We start from the raw sequence: 20,748 nt of genomic DNA, 5'->3' as shown, positions 1-20,748 counted from the left end.
CGGGAAACTCAGATCATGCGTCGTAGCGCGGTCTCCACAGCATCGATCAGCGGATCACCCTTGGTCCGTGGGTGCCGTGCGAGACCCAGCTCGACGTCCGGCAGGGCGGGCAGGGCGTCCGCGTCGTGGCAGGCCATGGCAGGCTCGAGGTTCGCGGGCATGAGCGCCGCGACGCCGAGCCCGGCCCGTAGCGCGGCGAGCACACCGACCAGGCTGTTGCTTTCGAACGCCACCCGCCAGGGCCGGTCGGCGCGTTCCAGCGTTTCCAGCACCGACGTACGCCAGGAGCACGTGTTCGAGAACAGCACCACCGGCAGCGGATCGGCAGCCACGTCCACACCCTGGCCGATCGCCCAGACCAGCGGGCGGCGCACCGTCCAGCGCGGCGGCCCGGGGAGGTCCGGCACCTCGTCGAGCACGAGTTGGACGCGGCCGGTGTCGTAGGCCTCCCGCATCGCGGCGTTGGAACAGCTGAGCACCTCCAGCGTCGCGCCGGGGTGCAGCCGGGCCAGGTCGGCGAGGGCCTGCGGAAGCTGGGACGCGGCGAGGTCCTCGAGCAACCCGACGCCGCAGCGGCCGGTCAGCGCGCGCCCGGTTTCGGTGAGCGCCTGTGCGGAGAGCGAAAGGATGCGTTCGGCGTACGGCAGGAGCTCCTCACCGGCCCTGGTGGGCGAGACGCCCGATGGCGACCGGTAGAGCAGCGGACGGCCGACGGTGCTCTCGAGCTTGCGCAACTGCTGGCTGAGCGCGGGCTGGGTGTGTCCGAGCGCCGTCGCGGCGCGGCTGATGCTGCCCGCCCGCACGGCGGTGACGAACGACCGCAGCAACGTGATCTCAAGATCTCGGGCCATAAGCACTGATTATGCCAGCCCCAACGAATTAGCCACTTCCTATGGCATAACGGATGACCTAGCGTCGCGCAGGTGACCAGATACCGACAGGTACTCGCCGTGCCAGGGATGGCGTCGCTGCTGGGCGTTTCGCTGCTCGCCCGTGCCGCGATCACGGCTGACGTGATGGCGCTGACCATGTATGTCGTGCTGGGCCTGGGCATGAGCTACGCGGCAGCGGGTGGCGTCGCGGCGGCTCTGACCGCCGGGGTGGCGCTGGGCGGGCCGCTGCTCGGCCGCATGATCGACTGGCGCGGCCTGCGTACCGTGCTGCTGGCCACCGTCGCGCTGCAGGCCGTGTTCTGGCTGAGCGTGCCGCTCCTGCCGTACGGGATCCTGCTGGGCGCCGCCTTCGCGGCGGGTCTGCTGATGGTGCCGGCCCAGCCGGTGACCAGGCAGGCGATCGCCGCGATGACGACGGCGGGACAGCGCCGGGCCGCGTTCGCGCTGGAATCGGTGCAGGGCGAGCTGTCGTACATAGTGGGCCCGGCGGTGGTGATCCTGTGTGCGGCGACCATGTCCCCCGGTGTGGTGGCGTGGGGGGTCGGCGCCGCGATCGTGGCCGGCGGAGCCGGGATCGCCCTGCTCAACCCGCCGCTGCGGGCCGAGGACGAGGCGGATGCCGGCGCGGCCGGACGGCCCCCACGCCGGGAGTGGCTGGGCGCCGGCATGATCGCCGTACTGACGATGGCGTTCGGTACCACGACGCTGCTCAGCGGCGTCGATCTCGCCATCGTCGCCACGCTCGAAGAGGCAGGCCAGGTGTCCTGGGCCGCCGTGGTCATAGCCGTGTTCGGCGCGGCCTCCGTCGCCGGCGGGCTGGTCTACGGCGCGCTGTCCCGGCCGCTGCCCACGTGGCTGCTGCTCGGCCTGCTCGGGCTCGTGACGATTCCCGCCGGGCTCGCCCACGACTGGCCCTGGTTGTGCGTGGCCGTTGTCGGCGCCGGGCTGCTCACCGCGCCGACCCTTTCCACGGTGGCCGACGCGGTGAGCCGGCTGGCGCCGGCCAGCGTGCGGGGCGAGGCGACAGGTCTGCAATCCTCGGCGGCGAGCGCGGGTTTCGCGCTCGGATCCCCGCTCGTCGGGGTGGCGATCGACGTCTCCGTGCCGGCGGGCGGCTTCGCGGCGGCCGGGCTGGCCGGCCTCGCCGCCGCGCTGACCGGATACCTGCTGTCCCGCCGCGCGCCCGCCCGAACGCGGTCTCCCCTCAGCGATCCCGGCCTCGCCGGGGAACCGGACCTTGAGCCGTGCGCAGCCGGCGCCCGGCCTGGCGCATAAAGTACGGGCCCGCGCCTACGGCCGCGCCGCTCCGGTGACGAGTCCGTGCGACCGCGGGCACGCAGCCCGAGGGTCGTGAGACGGGCGGCCATCCGGTCGGCCGTCTCACGGCGCGCGCAACTCGCCCACGCCCCTGGAGCCTGGTCGCGGCCTAGCTCATGTTCGCGCACCCGGTGACGACGAAGGACCGAGCGCAGCGGTGAAGGCCGCGAGCCACCTGTCGACGGGCCCGAGAGTGATCATGCCGCTGCCCGCGCCCGCCAGTTGACCGGCGGCAGGCAACAGCCGAGCGCGCGCCTGGGCGAGCACGACCTGATCGCCCACCTCCAGGGCGACCACGCCCTGCAGGCAGCACAGCGCCTCGTACATCAGGTCCGCGGGCGGCTCGGGCAGCGCCCGCAGCGCTGCCCGGGCATCGGCGCGATGCCCGCCGCGCAGCAAGGCGAAGGGCTCGGCCCAGGGACGGTAGGGGCCCCAGTCGGTTTCCAGGTCCACCTGCTCGGCCGCCTCGAGCGCGGACCGGGTGCCGTCCACCAGACGCAGGCACAACAGCGCCAAGGGCAGCAGGCCCTGCTCCACCCCAGGCATCCCGGCGCCCTCCAGCCGCGTGGCGGCGACCCGGTAAGCGGCCTCCGCCTGCGCGGGCTGCCCGACAGCAGCCAACCTCAGCGCGCGATACCAGTCGGTAAAGCAACCCACCAGCGGCCGTTCGTAGCGCTCCGCCAGGTGGTCCGCTGCGGCGGCGTGTGCGTCCGCCGCCCGGAAGTCGCCGAGCGCACTGCGGGCCTGCAACCGGATCAGGTGCCCGAGCACCTCGCAGGTCACCAGACCGTGCCGGGTGGCCAGCGCGAGGAGCTCCGCGCCGACGGTGTCGCGCCGCGGCGCCAGGCCCGCCCGGGTGCACGACTGCATGTACACCCCGTTGAGAGCGAACGCGAGCAGCGCCGGGTCGTCCAGGCGGCGGGCGATCTCCTCCGCCTCGCGTGCGGCCTGCGGTCCGCGCTCTGAGCGGGTGCCGCGCATCTCCAGCGCGATCGTGGCCAGCAGGCGGCAGCGTGCCGTGTCATACGACGGATCGCCGGGCAAGGCGGCCAGCGTGCGCTCGGCGGTGGCCACGATCCGCTCCGCCTGCTGCGCATCGTCGCTGCGGGTCCAGATGGCGGGCACGTCGAAGGCGCCGATCACCCGGGCGGTCAGCTCGGGGTCACCGAACTCCGCCGCCGCCATGACCGCCGCCAGCCGGTGCTCCCGCGCCGCCCGAAGACCGCCGCCTCCGGTCATGGCGAGGTTCCGGAGCAGGCCGACCGTCGATTCCAGCCGGGTCCGAGCCCCGGCCGCGACCGTACGGTGGTACGTCGCCGTGGCCTGCTCCCACAGCCGGGCCGCCGCAGGCACCGGGCCGGGCGCAGCGTCCAGGAGTGGATCCTGGGCCAGGATGTCCGCCTCCAGACGGCGCAGCCGCGGGCCCGGGTCCAGCCCCAGCTGATCGGCCAGAGTCGTACGGGCCCTGCGCAGCACGCTCAACGCGTCGCCCTGGCGGCCCATGCGGTACAGCGCCAGCGCCAGCAGCCGCCACGCATCCTCGCGCCAAGGGTGCTCGACGAGGTGCGCGTCCAGGTCAGGCACCGCCTCGGCGGCCAGTCCGAGGTCCAACCGGGCCTGCGCCTGCAGTTCCACCGCCTGCAGCCGCAATTCGGCCAGGCGGGAGCGCTCACCGCCGACCCATTTCTCCTGCGCGAACTCGGCGTAGGCAGGTCCTCGCCACCATCCCATCGCCTCCTTCACCTGCTCCAGCGCCTGGGCAGGCGGCGACGACGCCGCGGCGCCGACCGCCGCCGCGAACCGCCAGGCATCGACGCCGTCCGGCGCCGCGCGCAGCGCGTACCCGGGCCCCTCCGTGACGAGCAACCGGGCGGGGGCCCGCGGCGGCCGGTCCGGCTCCAGAGCGCGGCGCAGGTCTGCGACGAAGGTCTGCACGGCGCCGGCCGCACCTTTCGGGGGCTCGTCCCACAGGTCTTCCACCAGGCGGGCGAGGGGCACCACGCGGCGGCGGGCGATGATCAGCCGCGCGAGCACCGCGCGGTGCCGCGGGCCCTTCAACGCCACGGCGGCACCGCCGCCGTCCCAGGCCACCACCGGGCCGAGCACCCCGAACGTGACCCGCTCCATCCCCTCACCTCCCCAGCGCGCTTCCGGCCCTCACGGTACGCGCTGACCGGATGCTGATTCGCGGGCGGCACGCTCGATGATGTCCGCCGACCGGCGGGCGCCCTTCGAGTGAACAAGAACGGCTCACCATGGCACCGACCATTCCCGACTTCGACTACCACCGCGTCCCCGTCGCCGACGGTGTCGCCCTCCACACGGCAGTCGGCGGCACCGGCAGCCCGATCGTGCTGCTGCACGGCTTCCCGCAAACCCACCTGATGTGGCGGCACGTCGCAGCCGACCTCGCGGCCGACCACACCGTCATCTGCCCCGACCTGCGCGGCTACGGCGCCAGCGACAAGCCCGCCGGGACGGCTGACGGCACCGCGTACGCCAAGCGCGCCATGGCCGCCGACATCGTCGCCCTGGCCCGCGCCCTCGGCCACGACCGCTTCGCGCTGGCCGGACACGACCGCGGCGCCCTGGTCGCCTTCCGCGCCGGCCTCGACCACCCCGCGGCGATCACTCACCTGGCCTGCCTGGACGTCCTGCCCACCCTGGACATGTGGCAGGTCATGCACGGCACCACCGCCGCCATCGGCTTCCACCTCTACCTCATGGCCCAGCCTCCGGGCCTTCCCGAACAGATGATCTCCGCGGCTCCTGACGCCTTCTTCGGCCACTTCCTCGACATCTGGCACCAGAACCCCCAGGCCATCCCCACCGACATCCGCGCCGCCTACCTGGACGCCTGCCGGAACGCGGTGCCCTCGATCGTGGCCGACTACCGCGCCTCCGCCACCATCGACGTCGAGCACGACCAGGCCGACAAGGACGCCGGCAGCCGCCTGCGCATGCCGGTCACCGTCCTCCAGCAGGACTGGGGCGCCGTCCTGGGCTTCGACGCGGCCACGCTGTGGCGCGCCTGGGCGCCCGACCTCCATCACAGCACCGTCAGCTGCGGCCACTTCATGGCCGAGGAAGCCCCCGCGGACATCAGCAGAGCTCTGCGGGACCTGCTCGCCCGCTGACCCCGCGGCATGCCGCAGCCCGGTCGCGGTGGTCACAGGTCAGGAGAGACACACGAGCCCGGCCGAGACAGCGCGTCAGCCCCGATGTCGAGCGGGGCCTCGGCCGCGAGCCCGGCAGCTATGCCGCGTGGGCACGCGCAACGCCGCGACCTTCCGGTGCGCCGGCTCGGCGGACGCCGGGTCGCTCCTGCGCCGGCCGGTCCGGCCAGGGCCGGGCGGACTGCGGCGGGGCGGGCTTCTGCCGCCTTCAGGAGCGGGGGGCGTCGTCGCCGTAGAGGAGCGAGGTCCAGGCCTTGGTGAGGGTGTCCACCAGGACCTGTTCGTCGTCGAACGGCGGGACGCCCCTCGCCGCGAGGTAGTAGAGCCGTTCGCCCAACCAGGTCAGCGACGCCGCGACCGCGCGGACGTCCACGTCGCCGAGCCGTTCGAGAGCCCGCGGGTCGGCTTGGATGCGGGCCGCGGCGGCGTCGGTGAACAGGTCCATCTGCGCCAGCCACAGCGCGCGCAGGTCAGCGTCGGAGCCCCAGCTTTCCACGATCGCCATGAGGACACCCGCGTTGTCGCGCCACAGCCTGGCGCCGTCACTCACGCCTGATCGCAGCGCGGCCACCGGCTCCTGCTCGTGGCCGATCCACGGCTGCGCGGCCTGCTGCCCCTGGGCGACGGCCTCCCGGACGAGCTCGCCGAGCACGGCCTGCTTGCTTGGGAAATAGAAGTAGAAGCTCGCGCGGGAGACCTCGGCCGCGGTGAGGATGTCGGCCACGCTCAGGGTGTCGAAGCGGTGCCGTTCCAGCAGGTCACGGGTGGCGGTCAGGATCCGCTCGCGCAGGTCGGCGGAGGCGGGTGCGGCGTCGGATCGACGGGGTGAACGCGGGCGTGACATGCGCCTCATCCTACGCACGGAGTGTCCGGACACACTGTATGGACGTGTTGTCCATACAGTGTGTATGGTCTTGCCATGACACACGTCGCGATTCACCTCGTCGTCACCGACGCGGACCAGGCCGCCGCCTGGTACACCGAGGCGCTGGGCGCCAGGGAGACCAGTCGGCTCACCCTCCCCGACGGCACCACGCTGACCGTCGAACTCCGCCTCGGCGACACCACCCTGGCCGTGGCGGGCGAGATGCCCGGCAGGGGCATGCGCGCCCCCATCGGGCTCAGCGCCACCTCCGCGGCCCTGCACGTCCCGGTCGCCGACGTCGACGCGGCGTGGGAGCGGGCGATGGCAGCGGGCGCGGAGGTCTTCGAGCCGGTGCACGACGCCTTCTGGGGCGACAGGACCGGCCAGCTGTTGGACCCCTACGGCCACCGATGGGCACTGAACCAGCACGTCAGGGACGTACCGGCCGACGAGATCGCCCGCAGGGCGGCGGAGCTGCTCACCGGCGCGTGACACTGGGGTTGGCGCCTGGCCGACCACCTTCGCCGGACCGGATCCCAGCCGGTCCGGGCCGCCGCGGTCTGCCGGCGGGCTAGGAGAGGCGTGTCGCCGCGTCGAGGACGAAGGCGGCGGCGACCGCTGCCCGATCGCCGCCGCCGCGTAGCTGTTCGAGAGCCGCGACCGCCCGGTCACGGCCTACGTCACCGGCTAGCAGCTCGACCGCGATCCGGTACCGCACCGCCTTCAACGGCGAGCCGCGCCACCAGCGCCTCCGCCGATGCGCCCAGCGCGGCCCGCGCGCGAACCCGGAGATCGTCATCCTGAAGCGCATCATCGAACACCCCGGCGAACATCCCCGGTGCCCGCAGCTGGGCGAGCGCTTCGAGGGCGACCATCCGGACGCGCGTCCGAGCCGATTCGGGCAGATCGTCATGGTCCCGATCATCGAACTCGCCCGGATCCTGCACGAGAGGCACCACGACCGCCGCGTCGCCGGAGTCCCCGTGCGTCGCGAACCACCGCAGCGCCTCGGCTCGCATACCGGGATCGGCCGCCGACAGATCCGCGAGCATCTCCGCCCTCACCCGTCCATGATCCCTCCAACAGTGCAGGCACTCCGACCGCCGCCAGGCTTCTCGGCGTCGGTCGGCGTCCGTCACCCCTTCAGACCGGTGTGGGCCAGGCCCGCATGATGAAGGTGGCGAGCACGCTCGGAGCGCCCAGTACCGGCACCAGGATGAGCGGCCAGTACGTGTCGGTCGGCCCCCGCCGTGGAAGAGCTGGAACAGCGGCACGATCGTGACCTCGCTCGGGATCAGCAAGCCGGTCAGCACGATCACGAACAGCACGTTCGAGCCGCGGAAGCGGACCCACCCGAAGGCGTAGCCGGCCAGCGTGGAGACCGCCGGCGTGCCGACGGTGACGACGACGGCGATGTAGCCGTCCAGCCGGGCCGCCTCGAACAGTTCCTGTGGCACGCCCTGCAGCGCCGCCAGGAAGAGCTCCATGTTGAGCCCGACGTTCTTGAAGACCTGGACCACGGTCACCGGTGGCGCCGAGGGGCAGGCATGGCTTGCCGGTCTTCTCCTGTACGGCTGACGCGATCTTGACGGCCTCCTCCCTGGCCCGTCCCTTCGCCGGCACGCTCTGCCCGGCCTGTTCGAGCAGGTCGGCGTTGAAGAAGACACCGAACGGCTGGTCGGGGTGCAGGTGAGGAGCCCGGGTCGGTGCGGCTCAGTCCGGGGGCGGCCGTCGTGTGGCCGCCGGCCCGAAGAGGCGGTCGAGGTGGTAATCGATGATCGCGACGGCGGCCTCGTGGCTGCGCTGCCGGCCCAGGACGCTGGCGGTCAGGCCATTGGCGAGAGCCAGAAGGGTGGCGACCTCGGTGCGCGGGTCGCGATCGGAGGCGACGTCCCCGGCCTGCTGCGCGGCGGTCAACCGTACGGTGAGGAAGTCTTCCAGTGCGTTGGGCAAGGTGAGCCCGACCGCGGCGAGCGCCGGGTCGGTGAGGGCGGCGGTGTAGTAGGCGGTCCAGGCCATAGAGTCCAGCTTGCTCTGCTCGTCGAAGGGCAGGATCGCGCCAAGGACGGCGGCGAAAACGCCGCGTGGTGTCAGCTCGCCCGCGGCGGCGCCGGCCCGCTGCTTGACCCGGCGGTCCATGCGGGCACCCAGCTCGGTGAGGCCGGACTCGAGCAGGGCCAGCTTGTTCGTGAAGTAGTACTGGACGACGCGCAGCGAGACTCCGGCCTCGGCGGCGATCTCACGCATCGACACCGCCTGCAGGCCGCGGGTGCTGGCGATGCGCAGCAGCGCCTCGGTCAACTGGCGCCGCCGCTCATCATGATCCACCTGTCGGGGCATGCCCGTTTCCTACCTGTTGTCCGTGCTGTGCTTCGGCGTTGCGGTCCCGGGCCGCGCCTGGCCGGGAAAGGCGAGGATCCGCTCGGCGACCAGGTCCGGAGCTTCGACGGGCAGCGAATGTCCGGTGCCGGGCACGATCTCCACGCGCCAGGACGGCGCGATGTCGGCCAGCCGCGCGGCCAGCGCCTGCGCGTCGAGCAGCGCGCTGCGGGCGCCCAGCAGCACCTGCACGGGCACGGACACCTCGCGTATCTGCTCGTCGGTGTAGGCGGGCGGGATGGGCACACGCCGGCGGAAGGACCAGCCGGCCCGCATCAGCTCCACCAGCCCATCCTCGCGCAGCACCCCGTTGTCCGCTACGCCGGCCATGCGGTGTCGCAGCGTCCGGGGAAGCATGGAGGCGATGGCGCCGGCAAGGGCCCACCGGATGAACCGCCTGGGCAACGGCGCGAAGCCGCCCGGGTCCACCAGCGTCAGCGCCGCGACCCGGCCGCCCCCGCCGAGTTGCTGTTCCACTGCGGCCCAGCCGCCGGCAGAGAAACCCGCCACGTGTGCGCGCTCGGCTCCGACTGCGGCCAGTACGTCGGTGATCCAGCCACCGACCTCGGCACCGGTCGCGAGCGGCTGCGTCTGAACCGAGCGGCCGGGCTCGCCGAGCGGGTCGACGGCAAGGACCGGGCGCGTGCGCGCCAGCGGCTCGATGTAGCGGTACCAGGCCAGCGCGTTCCCGCCGGCACCGGCCAGGAGGACCACGGGATCCCCCTCGGCGGGCCCGGCCCGGTGGATCCGCACGATGCCGGCGCGGGTCTCCACGTCGATGGCGTCCACCGGCACCGGCCACAGCTCGCCGAGCACTCGGTCATAGACGGCGTAGTACCTGTCACGGGCAGAGTCGCTGGTGAAGGCTGACGGCCGGTCGGGTGTGCGCATGGCTGACCTCATCCCCTTCGAATGGATACAGTCGTATCCTAACGGTGCCACCCCATCCTGCGGCAATCACGAAATCCACCGAACCCGTCCCGACCTGTGGCGCATTTTTCGCGCTGGTCAGGCCGTCAACTCAGCGATGTCCACGTGAACCGGCCCTTCAACCCGGTCCAGTCCGTACAGCTCAGCCTCGAGACCTCACATGAGACGGAATAGAGGAAGCGCCAGAGACCCGCCGGTGCAGGGGGCCCGGCCGGATCTGATGACTTCGCAGGCGACCGTAGGCCGAACAGCGGCAACGACTTACTCCGGATCGCGAGGGGTCAGGACGCTCGATGAACCGGTCGATGCGATCCGGACGACCCACCGCTCGGGCCGGTGTCGACGCAGGATGTCAGGACGAAGCGCCCGTCGTCGGCGAGTATGCGGCAGAGGCGGGCTACGGAAGGGTTTCGGCCTTTGTTCTTGCCGCTGGGGATGACGAGCTTGCGGGCGATCTCGGGCCCTGGGACGCCGCAGGCGCGCAGAGTGCAGGCGTAGGCGATCACGTCGTCGTCGAACACCTCGAGGCGGCCGCAGGCCATCAGCGCCACCACCACCGACCCCGCCGGGGCAGTATCGCGTGCGTCTCAGAGTTCCATCATGAACCGTCGGCAGATGTGGACACGAGCGAACTGCTCACGCATCGACTGCTCCTCCTGCAGCTTTGCGTGCAGAAAGAGCGCGATAGGCCGAAGACCTGGTCGGCGGTTGCCGATGGCGCGATCAGGCTCCTCTGCGTCGGTGTAGTAGTTGGCGTAGACGTGCAGGTAATGCTCGCTCTCGGAGAAGCCGTTGGCGCGATACCAACGCAATGTGCCGGGATCGTCCCTGGTCCAGGCATCGAGCGTCGATACGTTGAGCGCGGCGACCCGGCGGAGAGCTTCCCCCAGGAGCGCGCGGCCGATACCTCGGTACTGGTGGTCGGGATGAACTGCGACGGTGTCGATGGTGGCCAGTTCGCCGTCGACAGTGACGTCCAGAATCCCGAGCACGACGCCACTTCCTGCGACTGCGATCAACTCGAAGCCCGGAGCGGGGATGTGGGGCTTGCTCTTTTCAACGGCGTCGAAGTAGGCGGTGCCCAGAAAGGCGAGCACTCGGCAGCGGAGCCAAGAAGCCTCATCCGCTGGTCGATATTCGCGTATGACATAGCTCAAGACGGTGATCCCTAATGAGTGTGGTGATGTCCGATCGGTCGAGGTCACGGCGTTGAGAGATCACGGCGATGATTGTGCATGACGAGGCTGGTGGCGGCAATCAGGTTTGATTGCTCGCTGGTCCAGGCGCACCAGAGACACATGCTCGCCGTCGGAGGTGCCGCGCTGTGCCAACGCGGGGCTGTCGTTCATGGTCGAACCGCTCGGAGGTCTCGTACGCCGCCAGCGCGGTTCTTATGGTGGGTGTGCTGCTGCTCTGGGCCTGACGGCAAACGCTCGAGGCCTTTCCCCGGCAGGGCGGTCCCTGGCCTCGGGTGATCAAGGGCCAGGCGAATGGGTTCCCTGGTCGATCACCTGGTAGCGGTGCGGGGGTTGAGTTGACGGAACCGTTTTGCCCTAGCCTGAGATCATGGACGTGGAGTGGGGGCCGCTCACCACGCGCGACGCCCCGGCCTGGGCTGAGTTCGCCACCGCGGTCGAAGCGGTGGACAGGACGGGCAGCCCGGTCACCGTGGAGCAGATGGCAGAGCGTCTGGCCAACCCGCTGCTTGACCTGCCGGAGGGTACGCTCGCCGCCAGGCAGGGCGGCCGGATCGTCGCGCTTGGGCTGGTCCCGGTCAGGCAGGCGGCGGATCCCGTCCACGTGATGGATCTATGGGGCGGCGGCGTGCATCCCGGCCATCGCAGGCGCGGATACGGCCGGCAGATCATCGACTGGTCGCTCAGAACGGCACCCGTCCTGCACGAAAGATGCCATCCCGGGAAACCACTCCACCTTCACCTGCACGTCGATGACGGCAACCATGACCTGGCCAAACTCGCTGGCGAGGCAGGATTCGAAGCCGCCCGCGTCTTCCAAGGCAAGCGGCGCGATCTAGCCGTGCCGATCCCACCGCCCCGGGTTCCCGATGCGGTCACGATTGTCACCTGGACACCGGGGCTGGACGAGCAGGCGCGCGAGGTGCGCAACGCCGCCTTCCATGACCACTGGGGCAGCACGCCGCATACACCTGAGAGCTGGAAGCGCCTCATCACCGGCACAGCAGCTTTCCGCCCTAAATCCTCGTTCCTGGCGACGGCGGACGGTAAGGCGGTGGGCTGCTTGCTGACCCATTGCCGCGAGGTCGACATCGTGGCCACCGGCGTACGGGAGGCTTGGGTCCAGATCATCGGGACTATCGGGGAGTGGCGCGGCAGGGGCATAGCGAGCGCACTGATCGCACATGCCCTCGCCTCGTTCAAGGCGCAGGGGTACGCGACGGCGGGGCTGAGCGTCGACGCCGCCAACGAAACCGGCGCGGTCGCGATCTATGAGCGCGCCGGTTTCACCACCTTCAAGGCTGTCACCACCTATGTTCACGCTTTCTGATTGGCCGTCCCACGGCTTCCCCGAAGCGTCGGTCAACCGACAACAAGACCTGCTCTGGAGCGCCGAGGCGCGGCGGCTGGACGGTACCTACAACGCGCTCCCCCACCAGGCGCTGCGCGACTGTCTGGTAGCCCCGATCCCCCTGACGCCGCCACGCGGCACCTGGCCGCGGGCAAGGCGGCGGCCGAGGCGAGCGGTCAGGCCTACCAGCGCGTGTGTGTGAACCTGCGGACCCTCACCGAGGTCGGCCTACGGCTACCACCGGGTGCCGCCCCCGCACCGGCTGTGGATCTGGGAAACCGACCTGGAACAGGTAGGCAAGGACCTATCCATCAAATCCTGAGCCGCATCGGCAGCCTTGCCGTGGGGCGCATCGACGGGTCGCGGCCATCGCCACCCGGCTCCCGCTGTAGCTCGTGGGTGCCCTTTCCCTCGGCCGTCTCAGGACCAGGTGACCGGCAGCGATTGCACGCCGAAGATGAGCATCTCGTTGCGTACCGGCACCTGCTCGGCCGGCACCGCCAGGCGCAGATCCGGTAGACGGGAGATCAGTTCGCCCAGCCCTATCCGCATCTCGATCCGGGCCAGCTGCTGACCCAGGCACTGGTGAACCCCATGCCCGAAGGCCAGGTGCGGAGTACGCGAGCGGCGCAGGTCGAGCGCGTCGGGAGCGGGCCAGTGCCGCGGATCCCGGTTGACCGCGGGCGTGGCGATCACGACGGTCGCGCCGGCCGGGATGTCCACACCACCCAGCGTCACCGGCTCCGTGGTGACCCGGCTGACCCCAAGCTGGATGATCGACAGGAACCGCAGCAGTTCCTCCACCGCGTTGTCGATCAGGCCTGGATCGGCACGCAGCGCCGCGAGCTGGTCGGGATGCTCCAGCAGCGCGAACATCCCCAGACCCAGCATGTTCGCCGTGGTCTCATGGCCCGCGTTGAGCAGGACGAGTGCGACATCTACCAGCTGCGCGTCCGTCAGGGGCGGATCGGTGTCGTGGATGAGCCCTGACAGCAGGTCGTCGGCGGGGTTCGAGCGCTTGACGGAGACCAGCCGCCGCATGAACGCAGACAGCCCGGCGCGCGCCATGGCCACCTCCTGCGGGGTCGAGTTCGCGCTAAGCCCGACCGCCGTACGTTCCTGGAACTCCGCGCGGTCGGCGTAGTCCACGCCCAGCAACTCGCAGATGAGCAGCGACGGCAGCGGCAACGCGAACGCCGGCACCAGATCGGCCTTGGTGCCCGCCGCCTTCATCGCCTCGATGTGCTCGACCGCGATCTCCGTCACTCGCGACTCCAGTTCCCGGATCCGCCGCACCGTGAACTGACCCGTCAGCAGCCGCCGCAACCTGGTGTGCTCCGGCGGGTCCATGAAGACGAAGAGCCCGTCCTCCCGCTCCGCCGTCCCGGCCGTCTTGTGTGGCTGCGGCGACGTCGCGTCCCGATGGCGCACCTTGTCGGCGCTGAAACGCGCGTCCGACAACACCGTACGGGCCTCCTCGAACCCCGTCACCAGCCACGCCCGCGCGCCATTGAGCAGATCCAGCGGCCGGACCGCGCCCTCTCCCCGCAGCCCCGGCGGCGGATCGAACGGGTTACGCCCCCGCTCCACCATGTCCATCGGCAGGATCCGCCGCATCGTCGTGGTGCTCACGCCTGGAGACTTCCCGGTCAAGCTGTTGTCGGCCATCAGCACGTCCTGTTCTAGAAGGGCCTTAGAGTACACAGCTGCATCTAATGGTGGACACCGTAAGTCAGCGCGATAAGATACGCAAGTGGATCCTAAGTGGGGCGGATCGCGGGGCGATCGACGCGCAGGCGGCGGCGCATCCTGTCGACACGGCCTCGAACCCCACGACGCCGCATGGGACGTGCTGGTCGAGCAGGGATGTCACGGCTCCGCCTACGAAGCGGTCGCCGCCCGCGCCGGCACGAGTCGTCCCATGCTCTACCGGCGCTGGCCGCAGTGCGACGACCTGCTGCCACCTGCTGCCGGACGGCGCCGCCGACCGCCTTCATGACGCCTACCAGCCGGCCCTGGACGCCGCCACCCTGCGCCGCGCACGCGAATGGGCGGTACGCCGCGCCCTCGGCGGCATCCATATCGGAGAAGCCGGCGTCCGCGGCCTCCCAGGCGGCAAGGCCACGTGGGGCCCACCCGCCCACGCGGCACTGCGACGCCTCATCGCAACGGCCCATCGCTGCTCAACCGCCTCGGCCGAGCCGGGCGGGCTGTGCTCAGCAGCCCCGCCCGCAACCAGGTCGACTGTGCCTCCATCAGACCGCTCCAGCTGCCCGTCTGCCGGGCGAGTCGATCTCCTCGCCGGGTGGTGCGGAGTCGTCGCGAAGTTCTTGCTGTTCATGACACGAGCGAGCTTTGGTGGGGGGACTTCCCGAAGCTGCTCCTGCTCGCGGCGCAAGTAGTCGAAGAAGTAGCCCCCTCTCGCGGGTATTCGACCAGGATGCTCTCCCGATCAGCGAGTTCTTCGGCGCCAGCGGCATCGTCCCGGTCGGCCAGTCCGGCTCTCGAGGGGCCGCCCGCGCTCAAGCGGACGGCCCGTCCCTTGCGTCATCTGGGCCAGATCGGGGTGATCCACGTCGTCGGAAATAGGGAACCGCGCGGGGATGGCTTTCAGAGAGCAGAGGCGATTGCGTCGGCCAGGCCCTCCCAGGCGTGGCCCCGGGAGCCGTCGGGCCCGTACGAGCCGGCGACCGCCGTAGACGTGTGGGCGTAGCTGGTGTCACCGTCGCGGACCTGCACCACCTCCTCAGCGGGCCCGGGTTCACCGTGGTGTCAGTGGATGGCGGGGGTCAGTGCCGTGCGCTGGTCTGTCAGCTCCGGCTCGACGGTGCTGCGCTCGTCCGGTGGCGCGCGCGCCGGTGCACCTGGCCGGCCCTTCGGGGCTGCTGTGCACCCGTGTCCTGCCCGCGCCGGCCCCACTGGTCGCCGAGTGTGTACGGCTGCGCGTCGCGACCGGGCTGACCGAACCGCTCATCGAGGAGCTACGGCTTCGACGGTCAGGCGAGGATCTCTGCGGTGGCGGTCAGGACCGCGTAGCCGAGGATGTGGCTGGCGACGGTGATGCCGAGGCAGTCAGGGGTGGACGCGGGCTGTTTGCGTTGTCGGCGGATGCGGCCGGCGTCCGACTGGCGAGCTGATCTCGTTCTCCAGGAGAAGCGGTGGACTATTCGTCGTCGGGGCCTGCTGGCTCCGTGCCCGCCGCGATCTGCAGTGGTGCGGCGGCCCCGCCGGTGATCTCGTGAGCGTGATTGAGCGTGTAGTCAAGCTGCCTGGCCAGGCGCGGGAGGCTCGCCGGAGGTAGATACGCATCAGCGCCGGCGTTGAGCAGGCGTCGGACCGGACCGTGGTAATTGACTCCGAGCTCGTGATCCTCGATTTCGGTGACGATGACGCGAGCTTCCGGGAACATCGATCGGAGCGCTCCGATCAACTGCGGGCTGCCTGGCGGTACCAGCAGCACGTCGGTTGTCTTGGGAGCTGCGTGCATGTCGAGCACGACGTAGTCCGCGCCGAGTTGGGTCGACAGCGCCACCCGAGCCGCGGCCGACAGCTCCATCGCGGTGGCCACGACCGTCACACTGTCGTAGTCGATCGGTGCTTGATCATCGGCCTCGTCTGGCGCATCGCGATCGACGATGGCGCCTTGCACCACGTCGATGGTGCTGGAGATCGTCGCGATCGACGCGCCGTCACGCGTGACCACCAGTTCCTCACCAGGCTCGAGGGCGTCGATGAGTGCCACGACGTCCTCGGGAAGGCGGATCACGTCGATTCGCTGCGCGGACCGCGCGGCGCGCTTGCGGATCACCATGCCTGGAACGAGCTCACGACGGCGGCGAGGGCCGGCTGCGCGTCGTGCGCAACCCCTGTCGACCGGTCCTTCGGTCCCATCCGTGATGACACGGCTATCCGAGGGCGCTGTGGTGCTGGCCGGCTCGGCAGAGGCGGGGACTCGCTCGACGAACTTGCGAGGGGCCGGACATTCGAGCGTGACCTAACCGCGGGATCACGCAGCACCAGTCGACCCGACCCGGTGCCGGTGCCGGTGCCGGTGGCGGACGAAAGGGGCAACGTCGTCACGGCGTTCAACTCCTTCGCGCGAGTCAGGCCGATTGTCGATGGCGAGCCTATGGTGCCGCTGATCACCTTGGCGACATCGTTGTGTGCCATGCCGTGTTTGCGGTGATTTCACGCGCGCGTAGGTGCTGATCGGCTCCGGTCAGCCTCGTTCGTCCTCGGCTCTGCCTCCGGGCGCTCCATCTTGACCTGCTCCTCAGGAGCGCGAGCTGAGCTGATGCGTGACCAGTGGAGAATGGTCAGCCTGCGACAGCCTTCTGCGTCGCGGGTCCATCCCGAGAACGACTCATACCCTCGCAGTGGACGATGTCCAGGCGCTGGAGGCTCTCGGGATGCACTGGGGGCGGCCGCGAGCGTGGCCACGGCGGCCCTGCGCGTTTCCCACGCCAAGCACGGCCACATCCGCGCGCCCGCTGCCTACGTCACCGGCGACGGCTTCACCCTGAGGACCTGCTTCCACAAACAAGAAGAGCACCATCGGCCGCGGCGGCGCCGCGATGAACGGTTCGATCGACGCGCTCAGCGAGCGGGTCCACCGCGTGCCGAGCGATGGCGGCCAGAATCCACCCATCGGCCAGCAACGGCTCCAGAAAGTCCCGGCCGTCGCGCGGTCGAGAACATGCCGGCAGATCAGCCACCCGCGGCTCAGTTGCCGGTTCGCGTTGGTGGCACGCCTCATGTGGCCCTATCTTGGTCGCGCGGCTGTCTTGCTTCCGTTGTACTCGGCGGCCTGCGCCTGCTCGTGTGTGAGTGGCGCCCCCTGCCACACAACCCGCTGATGGTCATGATGACTGCCCGAGCTTGTCAAAAGAAGCAGAGCACGAGAATGCTGAAGTCGTCTGCCGGCAAGCGCTTCCGTAGGTATAGGGTTCGTGCAACACGCCGACGGCTGTTGAAGTATGGATTACCGCTATGCCTGCACGGTATAGCGTTGGAGAAGCCAGCTGAGCTCGTCTTAGCATACCGATTTGGGGACCGATCAATGGCTAGACAGATCGTACAGACTTTCATTGATGATCTTGACGGGACTGCTGCTGAGCGGACCACCAAGTTTGCTCTCGACGGCGAGAACTACGAGATCGACCTGTCGGGAGCGAACCGCGAGAAGCTGGAGAAAGCTCTCGCTCCCTACATCGTCAAGGCGCGGAAGGTCGTGCAGCCTCGCAGCGTCCGAGCCGGTCGCGGTGGCTCACGCGGCAGCACTGCCATGAGCCGGGAGAAAAGCGCCGAAATTCGCCAGTGGGCCAAGACGCACGGCCTTCAGGTCAGCGAGCGTGGCCGTATCTCCTCGTCCGTGGTCGAGCAGTACGAGGCCGCCCACTAGGACGAACGCGAAAGCCCCCTCCTTCTTCGGAGGGGGCTTTCGCGTTATGGAGAGCAGACGGCGCCGACGAGCGCAGCGCCAATGAGGGAATCGACCATGCCTGCGCCAGCCGCGCGAATAGCTGCGGCGTGACTGTCGTTGAAAGCTTGAAGATGCCACTCCCCTATTGATCTCGACGGATAGCAGGAGCATAAGAACGACTTTGACGCATGGCCACGTCCCCGCGCCCAGCTCCAACTCCGCCGCGTCGGGCGGCAGCCAGGATCGCAGCAAAATCACTTCACGAAGGGTGTCCCGGTTTCGGAGCGCCTCACCGAAACGCCCGACAGCCTCGCCGAGTGGATCGACCGCTATGTCGATCCCGCCGTGCGCGAAGTGCGCTCCAGCACGGTAAACCGGCAAGACCTGCGGCGCTTTGTCACCTGGCCGGCCATCGGCCTCGGCCACACTCGGTGCCCCTTTTCTATGAGAGCGTCGGCCTCGTCAACATCGCCGGATGATTGGACCGCGACTACGGCAACAACGCCCCAGCCCCGGCTTCCGCATGGCCACCGGCACCGCCCGGGAGATGCTGAAAGCCAGCGACCCGCGCTTCGTCATTGACAAAACTTACAGCCGACTCGTCGTCGACTGGCCGTAGAGGGGAGCAGCGTGACGACCCCAGCGATCGCCGCCCGCATCCCGCTGGTCCGCAGACCCAAGCCTCCAGGGGCTTCCTCTGGCTACGCGCATCGCCGAGCCGGAACCTGACCCTGGTGTAGATCTTGTGGGCGGGCTCGTTGCCCGCCGGATCGGCGACGGCTCGCTGGCGTGCCGTTCCCAGCGGAGCGAGATGGGCGAGCAGGGCGCGGACGGCGTTGAGGAGCCGGCTGAGGTGGCTTCATGTCCAGCGGCGATCATTCAGCCACGGGGTGCCGACCAGTTCCTCTGTGAGCATGTCCGGGTCGTCGCGCGGGGCGGCGATCAGGGCGCCGGTCAGGTCGGGGCCGGGTTGCTCGTCGCGGAGCCGTACGACCTGGCCGAGGACCTGGTAGGTGTCGCGCGGGTCTGCACCACTTCCTCGGGCGGAGTGGTGGGATGCGCGCTGTCGGGCTACTCGGGCTTGTACGCTCTTGACACCGGTGAGATCCTTCTGAGGCCGGTCTGGAGAGGTAACGACCCACTCTGAGAGGGATGCGATGACCAACGACCCAGCACTGCAGGCCCTGGCCAGGCTCATCGGTACGTGGAAGATCACAGGAGGGCACGAGGGAAGCGTGACCTACCGCTGGCTGAACGACTTCTTCCTTCAGCAGGATGTCCACCTGGGCGGCGCACACGGCATCGAGATCATCGGCCGGGAACGGACGCTGATGGCCGAGCCCAGCGCCGACATCAAGTCTCGCTACTACGGCGATGACGGCAGCACCCTCGACTACACCTATGAGCTAGAGGGCGACACCCTCACCATCTGGGCCGGGGATCGGGGCTCCCCTGCCTACTACCAGGGCGTCTTCAGCCCCGACGGCCGCAGCCTCACCGGAGCCTGGGTCTACCCGGACGGGGGCGGCTACGACTCCAACGCCGAACGCGTCGAATAGGGGCTTGAGCAACACCGGAATAATGAAAGGTACCGCGCGCCGACGATCGCCCATCAGGTACGGGCCCGGAGCCGAACGGCCAATGGCGTGGCGGGTGGCCTCTTCCTGCGCTTGCAGCGCGAGGATCTTGAGTCCAGGCTGGGGTGGGGCGATGGAGCCGGTCCTTTCAGCGTCGGTGACGCGCCGGGTGGCGGGCTCGGCGCATGGGCCGGTGATGCGGTTGTAGCTGGACGGGGCTGACAAGCCATCGCTCAGGGCGGTTCGAGCCCCCACGCGGGCAGGAGGCTGCCAGATGATGCACAAGAGCCAGGCCACGGAGAGATCGCGGATCGGCCTCCGGAGCGGGGTGCGCGGGTCCTGGTGACAGCGCCGGCCAAGCAGCCTGCGAGCACTCGCTCCGCGCCGATTGGTCTCGCATGGCTGACGTTGAATGCGCTCACGTCGCGCTGCCCGCCGCCGGGAGCGCGACCGCATGGAGGCGCGTCGCCCCGGCCCCCATCCAGTTCTGCTGTCCATCCACGGTGGCCCGGAATCCCAGGAACGCCCCATCTACGCCCGCTCCGGCCTCTACCAGCATCTCCTCCACAATCGCCATCCTGGCCCCCAATTTCGCCGGATCCACCCACTACGGCACCGCCCACCAGAAGCTCATCTACTGCGACGGGGGCGGCATCGACCTCGACGACCTGGACCACGCCGTCCAACACCTCTACACCCTCGACTGGGCCGACCCGAACCGCCTTGCCGTCATGGGTGCTTCCTACGGTGGCTTCGCTGCTCTGTCCTGCCTGGCCCGCCTTCCCTACCCGTGGGCCGCGAGTGTTTCCATGTGCGGTCCCAGCAACCTCCTCACCTTGGCGAAGGCGTCACCTCCTACCTGGAAGACGTTCGTCGCCACCGTCCTCGGCGACCCCGACACCCGCGCCGAGCACCTCCTGGAGCGCAGCCCCGTCACCCACGCCGACGGGATCACGGCACCTTTGTTCGTCATCCAGGGAGCCCATTACCGTTCTCCTCACAGCGAACCAAGGCACTCCAAGATCCTGACGGATCCCGCGCGCAGGAGATCGCAGCGTTCGACAATCCCTGCCCGACCTGCGGCGCCACAACCCCAGCGGCCGTGCGCGACCAAGACGGGCCGGGTGATGGCCGACACCCACAAGCCGCGGCTGACCTCCTCGCCCGGATAGAAGACGACGGACTCCTGCCGAACGGCCCGACAGGGTGCCGCGAAGCCACACAAGCGGGCGGTGCTCAGCGAATCGTCACAGAACATCGTTCGCATCTTGCCATGAAAGGACTATCCGCGCCCGAACGGTTACCGTATGCTCCCGTGTACTCGGCGTGATCACCGGCACGCCGAACGTGGGGACGGCGAGAGCCGCGCCGCAGGGTCAGCGGACGGCTCTAGGAGCTGTTTCCTGGATCACGTGCGGAGCCAGATGACCAAGGCTGCGACCGTGACGGTTCCCAGGAACATGTAGGCGCGTTTGTCGTAGCGGGTGGCCACCGCGCGGAAGTTCTTGAGCCGGTTGATCGCCCGCTCCACCACGTTGCGCTTCTTGTACCGCTCGGCGTCGAACCCGACCGGGCGGCCTCCCGCCGAGCCGCGCCTGCGCCGGTTGGCCCGTTGATCACGAGGCTCGGGGATGATGTGGCG

At 69.8% G+C, this 20,748-nt stretch carries 19 protein-coding genes and 1 pseudogene; 9 read left to right on the top strand and 11 right to left on the bottom strand.

Annotated elements, in window-relative coordinates; genetic code table 11:
• Positions 1-8: 8 nt before the first annotated feature.
• Positions 9-851, bottom strand: a complete 843-nt coding sequence (locus tag ACWENQ_RS17400) for a LysR family transcriptional regulator (RefSeq protein ID WP_452415056.1) — start codon at positions 849-851, stop codon at positions 9-11.
• Positions 852-923: 72 nt separating this feature from the next.
• Between ACWENQ_RS17400 and ACWENQ_RS17395 the strand changes: the two genes are divergently transcribed.
• A complete protein-coding gene (locus ACWENQ_RS17395) occupies positions 924-2,168 on the top strand; it encodes an MFS transporter (protein ID WP_452415055.1) in 1,245 nt (414 codons plus the stop codon).
• Positions 2,169-2,324: 156 nt separating this feature from the next.
• Here ACWENQ_RS17395 and ACWENQ_RS17390 read toward each other — a convergent pair whose 3' ends face one another.
• Positions 2,325-4,337 carry an AfsR/SARP family transcriptional regulator gene (locus ACWENQ_RS17390; protein WP_452415053.1) on the bottom strand — a complete coding sequence of 671 codons (2,013 nt, stop codon included), beginning with the start codon at positions 4,335-4,337 and terminating at the stop codon, positions 2,325-2,327.
• A gap of 128 nt (positions 4,338-4,465) precedes the next feature.
• On the opposite strand from ACWENQ_RS17390, the gene ACWENQ_RS17385 reads away from it, so the two are divergent.
• Complete coding sequence (locus ACWENQ_RS17385; protein ID WP_452415051.1) at positions 4,466-5,347, top strand: alpha/beta fold hydrolase; 882 nt, start codon at positions 4,466-4,468, stop codon at positions 5,345-5,347.
• 247 nt (positions 5,348-5,594) lie between these two features.
• Here ACWENQ_RS17385 and ACWENQ_RS17380 read toward each other — a convergent pair whose 3' ends face one another.
• The gene (locus ACWENQ_RS17380; RefSeq protein ID WP_452415049.1) at positions 5,595-6,230 is read right to left on the bottom strand and encodes a TetR/AcrR family transcriptional regulator; all 636 of its coding nucleotides are present in this window, start codon (positions 6,228-6,230) and stop codon (positions 5,595-5,597) included.
• A 75-nt stretch (positions 6,231-6,305) separates the two neighbouring features.
• Here ACWENQ_RS17380 and ACWENQ_RS17375 point away from each other — a divergent pair, with 75 nt between their 5' ends.
• Positions 6,306-6,743 carry a VOC family protein gene (locus ACWENQ_RS17375; RefSeq protein WP_452415048.1) on the top strand — a complete coding sequence of 146 codons (438 nt, stop codon included), beginning with the start codon at positions 6,306-6,308 and terminating at the stop codon, positions 6,741-6,743.
• Positions 6,744-6,931: 188 nt separating this feature from the next.
• Here the strand turns inward: ACWENQ_RS17375 and ACWENQ_RS17370 are convergent, their stop codons facing one another.
• The 5 genes from ACWENQ_RS17370 to ACWENQ_RS17350 form a co-directional block, all read right to left on the bottom strand.
• On the bottom strand, positions 6,932-7,777 hold the full coding sequence (locus tag ACWENQ_RS17370; RefSeq protein WP_452415046.1) for a hypothetical protein: 846 nt from the start codon (positions 7,775-7,777) through the stop codon (positions 6,932-6,934).
• A gap of 187 nt (positions 7,778-7,964) precedes the next feature.
• The gene (locus ACWENQ_RS17365) at positions 7,965-8,591 is read right to left on the bottom strand and encodes a TetR/AcrR family transcriptional regulator (RefSeq protein WP_452415045.1); all 627 of its coding nucleotides are present in this window, start codon (positions 8,589-8,591) and stop codon (positions 7,965-7,967) included.
• 9 nt (positions 8,592-8,600) lie between these two features.
• Entirely contained in the window at positions 8,601-9,521 is a 921-nt protein-coding gene (locus tag ACWENQ_RS17360) for an alpha/beta fold hydrolase (protein WP_449922749.1), read from the bottom strand.
• 320 nt (positions 9,522-9,841) lie between these two features.
• Positions 9,842-10,111: a hypothetical protein gene (locus ACWENQ_RS17355; RefSeq protein ID WP_452415043.1), complete on the bottom strand. Its 270-nt coding sequence runs from the start codon at positions 10,109-10,111 to the stop codon at positions 9,842-9,844.
• A gap of 36 nt (positions 10,112-10,147) precedes the next feature.
• The gene (locus tag ACWENQ_RS17350; RefSeq protein ID WP_452415042.1) at positions 10,148-10,717 is read right to left on the bottom strand and encodes a GNAT family N-acetyltransferase; all 570 of its coding nucleotides are present in this window, start codon (positions 10,715-10,717) and stop codon (positions 10,148-10,150) included.
• Between the two features lie 409 nt (positions 10,718-11,126).
• On the opposite strand from ACWENQ_RS17350, the gene ACWENQ_RS17345 reads away from it, so the two are divergent.
• Positions 11,127-12,086, top strand: coding sequence for a GNAT family N-acetyltransferase (locus ACWENQ_RS17345; RefSeq protein ID WP_452415041.1), 960 nt, complete (start codon positions 11,127-11,129; stop codon positions 12,084-12,086).
• A 441-nt stretch (positions 12,087-12,527) separates the two neighbouring features.
• Here the strand turns inward: ACWENQ_RS17345 and ACWENQ_RS17340 are convergent, their stop codons facing one another.
• Positions 12,528-13,739 carry a cytochrome P450 gene (locus ACWENQ_RS17340; protein WP_452415039.1) on the bottom strand — a complete coding sequence of 404 codons (1,212 nt, stop codon included), beginning with the start codon at positions 13,737-13,739 and terminating at the stop codon, positions 12,528-12,530.
• A gap of 121 nt (positions 13,740-13,860) precedes the next feature.
• Between ACWENQ_RS17340 and ACWENQ_RS17335 the strand changes: the two genes are divergently transcribed.
• The gene (locus ACWENQ_RS17335) at positions 13,861-14,106 is read left to right on the top strand and encodes a helix-turn-helix domain-containing protein (RefSeq protein ID WP_449922759.1); all 246 of its coding nucleotides are present in this window, start codon (positions 13,861-13,863) and stop codon (positions 14,104-14,106) included.
• Between the two features lie 1,164 nt (positions 14,107-15,270).
• Here the strand turns inward: ACWENQ_RS17335 and ACWENQ_RS17330 are convergent.
• Entirely contained in the window at positions 15,271-15,918 is a 648-nt protein-coding gene (locus ACWENQ_RS17330) for a hypothetical protein (protein ID WP_449922762.1), read from the bottom strand.
• A 1,248-nt stretch (positions 15,919-17,166) separates the two neighbouring features.
• Here ACWENQ_RS17330 and ACWENQ_RS17325 point away from each other — a divergent pair.
• The 4 genes from ACWENQ_RS17325 to ACWENQ_RS17310 all read left to right on the top strand — a co-directional run bounded on the left by ACWENQ_RS17325 (position 17,167) and on the right by ACWENQ_RS17310 (position 20,278).
• Positions 17,167-17,508, top strand: coding sequence for a histone-like nucleoid-structuring protein Lsr2 (locus tag ACWENQ_RS17325; protein WP_354913469.1), 342 nt, complete (start codon positions 17,167-17,169; stop codon positions 17,506-17,508).
• A 766-nt stretch (positions 17,509-18,274) separates the two neighbouring features.
• Positions 18,275-18,676: a hypothetical protein gene (locus ACWENQ_RS17320; RefSeq protein WP_449922766.1), complete on the top strand. Its 402-nt coding sequence runs from the start codon at positions 18,275-18,277 to the stop codon at positions 18,674-18,676.
• A gap of 10 nt (positions 18,677-18,686) precedes the next feature.
• Positions 18,687-19,088 (top strand): hypothetical protein, encoded by a 402-nt coding sequence (locus ACWENQ_RS17315; RefSeq protein WP_354913471.1) that lies wholly within the window; start codon positions 18,687-18,689, stop codon positions 19,086-19,088.
• A gap of 521 nt (positions 19,089-19,609) precedes the next feature.
• The gene (locus ACWENQ_RS17310; RefSeq protein ID WP_452415037.1) at positions 19,610-20,278 is read left to right on the top strand and encodes an alpha/beta hydrolase family protein; all 669 of its coding nucleotides are present in this window, start codon (positions 19,610-19,612) and stop codon (positions 20,276-20,278) included.
• A 236-nt stretch (positions 20,279-20,514) separates the two neighbouring features.
• On the opposite strand, the pseudogene ACWENQ_RS17305 reads toward ACWENQ_RS17310, so the two are convergent.
• Positions 20,515-20,748 (bottom strand): annotated as a pseudogene (locus ACWENQ_RS17305) (IS5/IS1182 family transposase); the annotation flags it as partial.

It is taken from the genome of Nonomuraea sp. NPDC004354, assembly GCF_053602555.1.
This window is presented reverse-complemented; position numbering and strand designations above follow the sequence as displayed.

Bases quoted from the DNA above. Each gene is read 5' to 3' on its own strand.
- ACWENQ_RS17390 (WP_452415053.1), bottom strand. From the start codon at position 4,337: ATGGAGCGGGTCACGTTCGGGGTGCTCGGCCCGGTGGTGGCCTGGGAC.
- ACWENQ_RS17315 (WP_354913471.1), top strand. From the start codon at position 18,687: ATGACCAACGACCCAGCACTGCAGGCCCTGGCCAGGCTCATCGGTACG.
- ACWENQ_RS17375 (WP_452415048.1), top strand. From the start codon at position 6,306: ATGACACACGTCGCGATTCACCTCGTCGTCACCGACGCGGACCAGGCC.
- ACWENQ_RS17345 (WP_452415041.1), top strand. From the start codon at position 11,127: ATGGACGTGGAGTGGGGGCCGCTCACCACGCGCGACGCCCCGGCCTGG.
- ACWENQ_RS17330 (WP_449922762.1), bottom strand. From the start codon at position 15,918: ATGGTGATCCGCAAGCGCGCCGCGCGGTCCGCGCAGCGAATCGACGTG.
- ACWENQ_RS17360 (WP_449922749.1), bottom strand. From the start codon at position 9,521: ATGCGCACACCCGACCGGCCGTCAGCCTTCACCAGCGACTCTGCCCGT.
- ACWENQ_RS17325 (WP_354913469.1), top strand. From the start codon at position 17,167: ATGGCTAGACAGATCGTACAGACTTTCATTGATGATCTTGACGGGACT.
- ACWENQ_RS17400 (WP_452415056.1), bottom strand. From the start codon at position 851: ATGGCCCGAGATCTTGAGATCACGTTGCTGCGGTCGTTCGTCACCGCC.
- ACWENQ_RS17365 (WP_452415045.1), bottom strand. From the start codon at position 8,591: ATGCCCCGACAGGTGGATCATGATGAGCGGCGGCGCCAGTTGACCGAG.
- ACWENQ_RS17385 (WP_452415051.1), top strand. From the start codon at position 4,466: ATGGCACCGACCATTCCCGACTTCGACTACCACCGCGTCCCCGTCGCC.
- ACWENQ_RS17380 (WP_452415049.1), bottom strand. From the start codon at position 6,230: ATGTCACGCCCGCGTTCACCCCGTCGATCCGACGCCGCACCCGCCTCC.